Raw genomic sequence first — 10981 nt, 5'->3', positions numbered from 1 at the left:
TTAGTAATTTAATAGAGTTTGAGATATGAAGTTATTAAAATGCTATCAATGAAGTAAGTTGTGGAGCCACTATTTTTTTATATATAAAAGAAATACATAATCTGTTAAGCAAATTTCCTATAGAATATGTAATTTAATAATAAAATTTATGAATGCATTTGATATATTGAAAAATATGTATATATAATATATTACAAAAAATGTGATATGAAAATTGCAAGATTTCTAATTTAATCATGTAAGAGTTATAAATACATAGTTTAAAGAGTTTTTCTGTACTTTGTAATGCAGTGATAGAAAGCATTTTTTAATCCAAAATTAAGAAAATCGTAATAAAAAATAAATAAATTATTGAATAAGATTATCTTTTTGTATTCACTAGTATAAATTTAAGAATAAAAGTGAATATTAACAAAAAATACATAATTATATTAAAATTTATGTATAATCAAAGGAAAAATGAAAAAAATATTTTATGAAAATGTTATCAGCAAAAAAGCTAAAATTATTCAAATGATTAAATTTTCTGATAATTAAATAACATATAATTTAATTATTCAAAAATGGAGGAAATAAGAATAATAACTAATATTAGTTAAGCAATTTGAAGAAAAGGAGAGATAGTTTCTAAAAATAAAAAAAAAGGAACAAATTTAATCAAAAACGGTACTTTAATTAACGATGGGCAAGGATATATAATATCTGATATTGAAGACAGGAGGTATGTATGAGTAAAGAGATGAATAAACTTCTTCAACATACGGTAAAATATGATTTAGGAAGTGGAATATTGATATCTTTATTGATAGTATTATTTTCCTCGTTTTTAAATGCAATGATTTACTTTTTAGGTGTAACTGTTGGGATGTTAAATTTTATATGTAGTTATTATGTTACTAATAGATTCTTATTTAAAGAAAATTTTAGTAGTACATTAACAGTTCTTATAACTGTTGCAAGGATCATGTTTGTGGTCGCGTTAGCTATCCCATTAGTAAATAATACTAAGTTAATTGCTTTGTATCTTGCTGGATTTATTTCACATCTTGTTATAACTAGTATTTCATGCATAGTAAAAAATAAATAGGAAGGGGAGTGTTTAAAGTGGAACAGAGCCCAATTATATATTCCCATGATTTTGGAGCATTTACTCTAGATATTACTACAAGTGTAGTAGTGCAATGGGTAATAATAGCTATACTGGGCATAGGGTCATTTCTGTTAACAAGAAATTTAAAAGAAAAACCTGATAAAAAACAGGCAGCCCTTGAAAAAATTTATGATACTGTAAAATCTGTAGTATCAAGTACAATGGGTGAAAATTATTTGAATTTTGTACCTTATATAGGAAGCCTGATGGTTTATCTAATTTTCTTAAACTTTATGGGGCTTATAGGAATAAAGCCTCCAACACAGGATTTAAGCGTAACAGTAGGTTTAGCAATAACTACTTTTGTTACTATCCATTATACCGCTATAAAGAGAAATGGATTTGGAAAATATCTTATAGGATATGCACATCCTTTTGCATTTATGACACCTATTAATGTAATGGAAAGAGTTATGCTTCCTGTATCTTTAGCTCTTCGACTTTTTGGTAATATGCTGGCAGCAACTATATTAGTTGATTTGGTGTATGAAGCGCTAGGACATTTTGCAATAGGAATACCTATAATAGTACATGGCTATTTTGACTTGTTTGATGGAACAATTCAAATGCTTGTATTTTCAATGTTAACTATGATTCAGATAAAGTTAACAGCAGAACATTAAAAATAATATTAATTTAAAGATGAATTTTAGGAGGAATTGATAATGAGTATTGGAGCATTAGCAGCAGGTATAGCTGTATTAACAGGAATTGGAGCAGGTATTGGAATAGGAATAGCTACAGGAAAGGCTACAGAAGCAATCGGAAGACAACCAGAAGCAGCAAGTAAAATTCAAACAGCTTTAATCATTGGTGCAGGTCTTGCAGAAGCAACAGCAATATATGGTTTGATTGTAGCAATCATGGTAATGAGTAAATAATAATAATATGAGTTGAGTGCATTGACTCCGAAGGGAGGATATAGATAGTAGATGGATATAGATATTAACATTTCAACGCTTATATTTACATTAATTAACTTTGTTATTTTGGTTGTTATATTAAAACACTTTTTTTGGAGTAAAATTCAAGATGTTATAGAAGAAAGACAAAATAGCATTGATGAAAAATTAATGAAAGCAGATGAAGATTCTGAAAAAGCAAGAATGTATTTATTAAAAAATGAAAGAATCTTAAAAGAAGCTAAAGCAGAAGGAAAGAAAATAACTGAGAAACAAAAGCAAAAGGGCGATAAAATTTACGAAGAAATAGTTCAAAATGCTAAAGTAGAAGCTGAAGCAATGATAGAAAGAGCAAATGTAGAAATTGAAAGAGAAAGAGAAAAAGCTGAATATGAAGTTAAAAAGCAAGCTGTTGATTTAGCTGTAGAACTTTCAGTTAAAGCTTTAGAAGAAAGCATTGATGAAGATGTACATAGAAAACTTATCAGTGATTTTATTGCTAAGGTAGGTATGTAATTATGTATGAATATTTAGATCGTAGATATGCATTGGCTCTTTATGAAGTAGCAGAATCTAAAGGAAAAGTAGACGAATATCTTCAAGATTTAAGAGAAATATGTGATTTGATAGAAAATAATCATGATTTTTATGAAGTTATACGTCATCCTCAGATTAACACAAGAAAAAAGAAACAAATCTTTATAAATATATTCAAAGGAAAAATTGATGAAGAACTATTATCTTTCTTGTTGATATTAATAGAGAAGGATAGAATACTTTATCTTAGAGAAAAACTTAATGAGATGGAGAAAATCGATCTCGAAAGAAAAAATACATTAAAAGGGGTAATAAAGACAGCAGTACCTCTTTTAGATAATGAGTTTAATACTCTAAAGGATATATTTGAGAAAAAGTATAACAAGAATATTATTTTTGAAAACAAAGTGGACAAAAAAGTTTTAGGCGGAGTCTATGTAAGAATCGGAAATGATGTTATTGATGATACTGTTAAATCAAAAATAGATGAAATGAAAGATTTAATGCTTAGAAAGAAATAGAGGTGAATCCATGAATATTAAACCAGAAGAAATAACTTCTATTATAAAAAAAGAAATTGAAAAATATGAAAAGCAAATTAAAACAGTAGATTCTGGTACTATAATCCAAGTTGGAGATGGTGTTGCAAGAGTTTATGGATTAGATGATTGTATGGAAGGTGAATTATTAGAATTCCCTAACGATGTCTATGGAATGGCACTTAACCTTGAACAGGATAATGTTGGATGTGTTCTTTTAGGAGCTGAAAAAGGAATAAAAGAAGGAGACATTGTAAAAGGAACAGGAAAAATAGTTCAGGTTCCAGTTGGTGAAGCAATGATAGGAAGAGTTGTAAATGCTCTTGGAGAACCTATTGATGGAAAAGGACCTATAATGACTGATAAAACTAGACCTATAGAAGTTCCAGCACCAAGTATTATTGATAGAAGCTCAGTTAATGAGCCTCTTCAAACAGGTATCAAAGCTATTGATTCAATGATTCCAATAGGTAAAGGACAAAGAGAACTTATAATTGGAGATCGTCAAACAGGTAAAACTGCAATAGGTATAGATACTATAATAAACCAAAAAGGTAAAGATGTAATATGTATATATGTAGCTATAGGTCAAAAGCAGTCTACAGTTGCACATATTGTTAATACATTAACTGAAATGGGCGCAATGGATTATAGTATAGTAGTAAGTTCAACAGCAGCAGAATCTGCACCTCTTCAATATCTTGCACCTTATGCAGGATGTAGTATTGGTGAATATTTTATGCATGAAGGAAAAGATGTATTAGTAATATATGATGATCTTTCTAAACATGCTGTAGCTTACAGAGCTATGTCACTATTACTTAAGAGACCACCAGGAAGAGAAGCTTATCCAGGAGATGTATTCTATATACATTCAAGATTACTTGAAAGATCAGCAAAATTATCTGCTGAACTTGGAAGCGGTTCATTAACTGCTCTTCCTATAATAGAAACTCAAGCTGGTGATATAAGTGCATATATACCAACAAATGTAATATCTATTACTGATGGACAGATATTCCTTGAATCTGATCTATTTAATTCAGGACAAAGACCAGCAATTAACCCTGGTATATCTGTATCAAGAGTTGGTGGTAGTGCACAGATAAAAGCAATGAAGCAGGTAACTGGTACATTAAGACTTGAACTTGCTCAATATAGAGAACTTGAATCTTTCGCACAATTTGGTTCAGATTTAGATAGCGATTCAAGCAGAAGACTTGAAAAAGGTAAGAGATTAATGGAAATATTAAAGCAAGATCAATATAAACCATTAGATGTTGAAAAACAGGTTATGATATTATATGCTACAATTAATGATTTCTTATCAGATGTAAAAGTAAGTGATATTAGAAAGTTTGAAAGAGAATTTTTAGAATTTATGGATACTCACCATAGAGAAATTGGTAAATCTATAATTACTGAAAAAACATTAACAGATGATATTAAATCTGGTCTTGAATCAGCAATAGTTGAATTTAAAAAGGAATTTTTACAAGAATAGTAAACTGTTTTAATTAAATTGATTTTATCAGAATTATAATTAATGTAGAAGTCTTTAGAGATTTCTACATTAATTAAGATAAAATAACAATAATAAATAATATAATTAAAATCCCAGTTACGGGATTTTATGTTTAATTATTTACTGTTAATCAGATTGTAGGAGGTGGAAGACATGGGTGCATCCGGATTACTTGATATAAAAAGAAGAATCAAGTCAGTAGAAAGCACAAGAAAAATTACAAATGCCATGGGACTTGTTGCCACTTCTAAGTTAAGAAAATCTAGAAAAGAATTATTAGTAAATGAAGAATTTATTGATTCAATAGAAACTATTATAAAGAATCTCGCAGCAACTGTTACTGATTCTGAAAGCATCTATTTTAATAAGAGTAATGTTGAAAATAAGTTATATATTGTAATAACATCGGAGTCAGGATTATGTGGTGGATTCAATGCTGGTGTAGTGTCTTACTTAGAAAATGTAATAGGAAATGAAAGAGGTAATGCCAAAATTATTGTAGTTGGGAAAAGAGGACTTAGCTATGTTAAAAGAGCTGGATTTGAACCAATTGCTGAATTTGTAGATATTTCAGATATACCAACTATAAAAGAAGCCAAAATAATTTTTGAAAAAGCTCTTAAATTATATAAAGATAAAGAAATAAGTGAAGTAAATGTGGTATATTGTGATTTCGTTTCGCCAATAAAACAAGTTCCTAAGTGCGTTAAGATTTTACCTATTGATAAAAATGATGGAGATGCTGAAGAATGTATTATTGAACCAAATGCAAAAAGCGTTCTTAATGATTCTTTGGAAATTTATTTAAAAGCAAAAATAAGAAGCATTATGTTAAGTTCAAAATGCAGTGAACAGAGTTCAAGAATGACTGCTATGGATGGTGCTACAAGTAATGCTAATGATTTATTGGATTCATTAAATCTTAAGTTCAATAGAATCAGGCAATACATGATCACACAGGAAATAAGTGAAATTGTTGGAGGCGCGGAAGCTCAAAAATAGTAAGGAGGTATATATTATGCCTGAAAAGATGGGAAAAGTAGTTCAAGTAATTGGACCAGTAATAGATATAAAGTTTGATTCAGATTCTCTTCCAAATTTATATAACGGTATTAATATAAATATGGGAGAACACATCTTAGTAGCAGAAGTTGAACAACATGTTGGTGATGACATTGTAAGAGCAATAGCAATGGAAGCTACTGAAGGATTAAAAAGAGGAATGGAAGCTATTGATACAGGAAAACCTATTTCTGTTCCAGTAGGTGAAGAAGTTTTAGGAAGATTATTCAACGTTTTAGGAAAGCCTATTGATAATGCAGGAGAGATTAATGCAAAGGAGTCATATCCTATACATAGACCAGCTCCAAGCTTTAAAGATCAAGCAGTAGAACCTGAAATGTTTGAAACAGGAATTAAAGTTATAGATTTACTTGCTCCATACCAAAAAGGTGGAAAAATAGGTCTGTTTGGAGGAGCTGGAGTTGGTAAAACAGTTTTAATTCAAGAATTAATAAACAATATAGCAAAAGAGCATGGTGGATTATCAGTATTTACTGGAGTTGGTGAAAGATCAAGAGAAGGTAATGATTTATATCATGAAATGAGTGATTCGGGAGTTATAAACAAGACAGCTTTAGTATTTGGTCAAATGAATGAACCACCTGGAGCTAGAATGAGAGTTGCATTAACTGGACTTACAATGGCAGAATATTTCAGAGATAAAGGTCAGGATGTATTATTATTTATAGATAACATATTTAGATTTACTCAAGCAGGATCAGAAGTATCAGCATTGCTTGGAAGAACACCTTCTGCTGTTGGATATCAACCAACACTTGCAACTGAAATGGGGGCACTTCAAGAAAGAATTACATCAACAGTTAATGGATCAATTACATCAGTTCAAGCTGTTTATGTTCCAGCTGATGACTTGACTGACCCAGCACCAGCAACAACATTTACTCACTTAGATGCAACAACAGTTTTATCTAGAAGTATTGTTGAACTTGGTATTTATCCAGCTGTAGATCCATTGGAATCATCATCAAGAATGTTGGATCCAAGAATAATTGGTGAAGAACATTACAGAGTAGCTACAGAAGTCAAAAATGTTCTTGAAAAATATAAAGAACTACAAGATATTATAGCTATTTTAGGTGTTGATGAATTAGGTGATGAAGATAAGGCTGTAGTTGCAAGAGCAAGAAGAATTCAGAGATTCTTATCTCAGCCATTTACTGTTGGTGAACAATTTACAGGAATGAAAGGAAAATATGTTCCAATAAAAGAAACAATAAGAGGCTTTAAAGAGATTCTTGAAGGCAAGTATGATGATATACCAGAATCAGCATTCTTGTGGGCAGGAACAATAGATGACGTAATAGAAAAAGCTAAAACTTTGAAGTAAGGAGATGTTAGAGTATGGCTAATAACTTTTTACTAAAGATAGTTACGCCAAGTCACAATGTTTATGAAGGAAATGTTGAGAAAGTATTCTTAAAAAACATTGATGGTGAATTTGAAGTTTTGGCTAATCATGAAAACATGATAACAAGTACTATTCCTAATATAACAAAGTTTGTTGATGAAAAAGGCGAAGAGAAGGAGCTTTTTATATCAACAGCAATTGTGAATATTGTAAAAGGTCAAGTTATTATTTGTAGTGATGCAGCGGAATTTGCAGAGGATATTGATTTTAAGAGGGCAGAAGAAGCTAAAAAGAGAGCTGAAGAAAAGATTATGTCCCCAGATATTTTTGATAAGGAAAGAGTTAAACTTTCATTATTGAGAGCAAATGAAAGATTAAAACTTAGAAAATAAAAATTTATTAATAAAAGTGTGATTTTAAAAATATAATCACACTTTTATTAGTTTTGGCATAGTTAATACAATTCAATATATATTCTAAATTAGAAATGTTCAATTGATAGTTTATTAAAGTTTTTTAGTTAAAATGTAATTTTATTATTAAAACATATATAATCACAAAATTCAATGGTATTTATATAATATTATTATAAAGTTTTATTGATTAATGGAATAAAAAATGAAATAGTGACAATAATTTAAGAAAGATAGAATCAGTGGGGGGAATCTAGATGAAATTAAATATAAGCATGTTGATTCTTGTGTTCCTATCTTTTTTTAATATAGGAGCTGTTTCAACTGACAATATGAAGATCTGTTGTTTCAAAGATTTAGAAATAAGGTGTAAAAATGATAGCAGCTTTGTAGAAAATGGGATTAAGATTCAGTATACAACTGAAAATTCAATTAAACAAGAAAGAGATATAATATGTAAATATATACAAAGTAATTTTGTTGTAAATAACTATCAAATTAATAAAAATGAAATTTCTTTTGATGAAAAAGAAATAAAAATAAAAGTGGATTTATGGAATGATAATCAATATACTTATGTTGTTTTAACAGCAATAAATAGTAATAAGTCTTGTAATACAGAGCAATTGGCAAATATGTTTAAAGATTTAATTGAATGTAGAGTCGATAATATACAACACTATAGATACTATAAAGGACAAATAACACCTGATGAGAAGAATGAATATGGTAAATGTATAAATAAAATCATTAATAATGTCAATATACTTACTTTAAACAATGGGTATACAGGGAACGGATATTGTAATGATGGTGAAAAAGTAAATTTTGCTGTAAGTAATTATGATACTGGAGCTTATATAATTATTGGTACACCAATAATATTTGTAACATACTAGCAATTAAATTTGGAGGATAATATGGAGAAAATAGTAGTAAAAGGTGGAAGGGAACTTAAAGGTGAAGTTAATATAAGTAGTGCTAAAAATTCTATTTTACCTATAATTGCAGCAACTATATTGTGTCCAGAGCCAATAACAATAAATAATACACCTATGTTGGAAGATGTTGAAGTAATTTGCAAACTACTAAATGAACTTAATTGTGATATTAATATTTCTAGTATTACTAATAAATTAACTATAAATACAAAAAATATAACCACAGTAGATGCTAATGCTGAACTTATTAGAAAAATGAGAGCATCTTTTCTCATTATGGGGCCTATGCTTGCGAGATTTGGATATTGTAAATTATCATTGCCTGGAGGGTGTAATATAGGAAGTAGGCCTATAGATCTTCATTTGAAAGGATTTAAGGCATTAGGAGCAGATATTATTAAAGGACATGGTTTTGTTCAAGTTAAAGGGAAAAAATTAATTGGAAATAGAATATACCTAGATTTTCCTTCTGTTGGAGCAACAGAAAATATAATTATGGCATCAGTTTTAGCTGAAGGGACTACTATAATAGAAAATGCAGCCGAAGAACCTGAAATATGGGATTTAGCAAATTTTTTGAATAAGATGGGAGCTAAAATTGAAGGTGCTGGTTTAGGAAAGATAACAATAACAGGAGTAAAGACATTAAAAGGAATAAAGTACACTCCTATATATGATAGGATAGAAGCAGGAACATTTATGATAGCAGCAGCAATTACAAATAGCAGGATAAAGATAAATGGAGTAAATGAAGAACATCTAAGATCTTTAATTGAAAAGTTGAAAGAAGCTGGGGTTGTATTCGATCAATATAGTAATAATTCAATAATAGTAGATGGTAAAAAAGAAAAAAATCCATTAGATATTAAAACGTTACCATATCCAGGTTTTCCAACGGATATGCAGGCTCAAATGATGAGTTTGTTATCTATTATAAAGGGAGTTAGTATAGTTACTGAAACTGTTTTTGAAAATAGATTTATGCATGTTGCTGAACTTCAAAGAATGGGAGCAAACATAAAAATTGATGGAAGAACTGCTATAATTGAAGGCGTGGTAAAACTTACAGGGTGTCAAGTTAAGGCCACTGATTTAAGAGCTGGAGCAGCTATGATATTAGGAGGATTAGTAGCAGAAGGTGAAACTAAAATAAATGATGTATACCATATTGACAGAGGATATGTAAATATAGAAGAAAAGTTTAGAAAGTTGGGAGCAGAGATATATAGGATTGATGAATAATTAAGTTATCTCAAAATATAGAGTAAATATTTTGAGATAACTTATTTTTATATGCAATATAACATAATCATAATATAACACTAAAGACATATAATTATAGTAAATGTTTTTGGAGGAATCATATTATGAAAATAATTAAGAAAAAGAATAGTGTACAAAGGATAAATGACAATTTTAAATATTTGATTATAATGACTGTATTTATAATTATAATGATGATTTCATTACCATTAATTTTTTTGAAGGGTAATGGTAATGAAAATGTACATTCATCTATATTCAATTTAAATAAAAATGATATAGATAAAAATCAAGAGATAGAATTTCCGACTAATGGAAAAGTTAAATTATATAGAAGAGAGAAAGGAATTGTTGAAGAATTAGAGCTGGAAGAATATATTAAAGGAGTTGTTGCAAGTGAAATGCCAGCTGCATTTGATAAGGAAGCATTAAAAGCACAAGCAGTATCAGCAAGAACGTATTATATTAATAAAAGGGTAAATCCATGTAAAGATGCTCAAAATAAAGGAGCAGAAATTTGTGATAGTACAAATTGTCAAGTTTATATGGATAAAAGTGAGAGAATATTAAAATGGAGTAAAAATGAGGCTGAAAATAATTGGAGTAAAATAGACCAAGCTGTTGAAGAAACTAAAGGAGAAGTTTTAACATATGATGGAAAGGTATTGGAATATCCACAATTTTTTGCAGTAAGTTCTGGAAGAACAGAAGATGCAATTGATGTTTTTTCAAAGGATATACCTTATTTAAAATCTATTGAAAGCAATGGAGAAGAAATAGCGCCTAAATATGAAACAACATTAAAGATACCTATTAATGAATTTTTAAATAAAATTAAAGCAAAATATAAAGATATAGAATTATTTGAGAATAATGTTAAAAACAACTTGGAAATACAAAGTAATACATCAGGAGGAGGAGTAAAAGAGATAAGAGTAGGCAATAAAAATATCACTGGAGTAGAATTTAGGAAAATATTAGGATTAAATTCTACTAACTTTACTATTGAATTTGAAAAAGACAATCTTATATTTAAATGCAAAGGATATGGTCATGGTCTTGGAATGAGTCAATGGGGAGCTAATGCAATGGCTAAAAAAGGATATGGGTATACTGATATACTTAAACATTATTATAAAGATGTTGAAATAAATACAATCATATATAAATGAATATTAAGAAATAGAAGTGTTATTGTGTTTAACATTTCTATTTTTTTGTTAATTATTATAAAAAAATAGAAAGAAACAATTGATTATTATTTAAAATGCATTTAAAAT

General features: G+C 28.8%; 12 protein-coding genes. All 12 read left to right on the top strand.

Features of this window, described 5'->3' with window-relative positions; translation table 11 throughout:
* Window positions 1-727: 727 nt before the first annotated feature.
* The 12 genes from Q0F58_RS14210 to spoIID all read left to right on the top strand — a co-directional run bounded on the left by Q0F58_RS14210 (window position 728) and on the right by spoIID (window position 10873).
* Complete coding sequence (locus Q0F58_RS14210; RefSeq protein ID WP_294377849.1) at window positions 728-1087, top strand: hypothetical protein; 360 nt, start codon at window positions 728-730, stop codon at window positions 1085-1087.
* Window positions 1088-1104: 17 nt separating this feature from the next.
* Window positions 1105-1773 (top strand): F0F1 ATP synthase subunit A, encoded by a 669-nt coding sequence (locus tag Q0F58_RS14205; RefSeq protein WP_294377847.1) that lies wholly within the window; start codon window positions 1105-1107, stop codon window positions 1771-1773.
* A 42-nt stretch (window positions 1774-1815) separates the two neighbouring features.
* A complete protein-coding gene (atpE, locus tag Q0F58_RS14200; RefSeq protein WP_294377845.1) occupies window positions 1816-2031 on the top strand; it encodes an ATP synthase F0 subunit C in 216 nt (71 codons plus the stop codon).
* Between the two features lie 57 nt (window positions 2032-2088).
* Window positions 2089-2568 (top strand): F0F1 ATP synthase subunit B, encoded by a 480-nt coding sequence (locus tag Q0F58_RS14195; RefSeq protein ID WP_294377851.1) that lies wholly within the window; start codon window positions 2089-2091, stop codon window positions 2566-2568.
* A 2-nt stretch (window positions 2569-2570) separates the two neighbouring features.
* Entirely contained in the window at window positions 2571-3110 is a 540-nt protein-coding gene (locus Q0F58_RS14190) for a F0F1 ATP synthase subunit delta (protein ID WP_294377842.1), read from the top strand.
* A 10-nt stretch (window positions 3111-3120) separates the two neighbouring features.
* Window positions 3121-4632 carry a F0F1 ATP synthase subunit alpha gene (gene atpA, locus Q0F58_RS14185; RefSeq protein ID WP_294377840.1) on the top strand — a complete coding sequence of 504 codons (1512 nt, stop codon included), beginning with the start codon at window positions 3121-3123 and terminating at the stop codon, window positions 4630-4632.
* A 174-nt stretch (window positions 4633-4806) separates the two neighbouring features.
* Window positions 4807-5655 carry an ATP synthase F1 subunit gamma gene (gene atpG / locus Q0F58_RS14180; RefSeq protein WP_294377837.1) on the top strand — a complete coding sequence of 283 codons (849 nt, stop codon included), beginning with the start codon at window positions 4807-4809 and terminating at the stop codon, window positions 5653-5655.
* A 16-nt stretch (window positions 5656-5671) separates the two neighbouring features.
* Complete coding sequence (gene atpD, locus Q0F58_RS14175; RefSeq protein ID WP_294377836.1) at window positions 5672-7063, top strand: F0F1 ATP synthase subunit beta; 1392 nt, start codon at window positions 5672-5674, stop codon at window positions 7061-7063.
* A 14-nt stretch (window positions 7064-7077) separates the two neighbouring features.
* Window positions 7078-7476 (top strand): ATP synthase F1 subunit epsilon, encoded by a 399-nt coding sequence (gene atpC / locus Q0F58_RS14170; protein ID WP_294377833.1) that lies wholly within the window; start codon window positions 7078-7080, stop codon window positions 7474-7476.
* A gap of 278 nt (window positions 7477-7754) precedes the next feature.
* Window positions 7755-8396, top strand: coding sequence for a hypothetical protein (locus Q0F58_RS14165; RefSeq protein ID WP_294377831.1), 642 nt, complete (start codon window positions 7755-7757; stop codon window positions 8394-8396).
* A gap of 21 nt (window positions 8397-8417) precedes the next feature.
* The gene (murA, locus tag Q0F58_RS14160; RefSeq protein ID WP_294377828.1) at window positions 8418-9680 is read left to right on the top strand and encodes a UDP-N-acetylglucosamine 1-carboxyvinyltransferase; all 1263 of its coding nucleotides are present in this window, start codon (window positions 8418-8420) and stop codon (window positions 9678-9680) included.
* Window positions 9681-9805: 125 nt separating this feature from the next.
* Window positions 9806-10873 carry a stage II sporulation protein D gene (spoIID, locus tag Q0F58_RS14155; protein ID WP_294377824.1) on the top strand — a complete coding sequence of 356 codons (1068 nt, stop codon included), beginning with the start codon at window positions 9806-9808 and terminating at the stop codon, window positions 10871-10873.
* Window positions 10874-10981: the final 108 nt, after the last annotated feature.

It is taken from the genome of uncultured Clostridium sp. (assembly GCF_934754915.1).
Lineage (GTDB): Bacteria > Bacillota > Clostridia > Clostridiales > Clostridiaceae > Clostridium.
The sequence above is the reverse complement of the archived record's forward strand: the minus strand, read 5'-3'. Positions and strand labels throughout refer to the sequence as shown.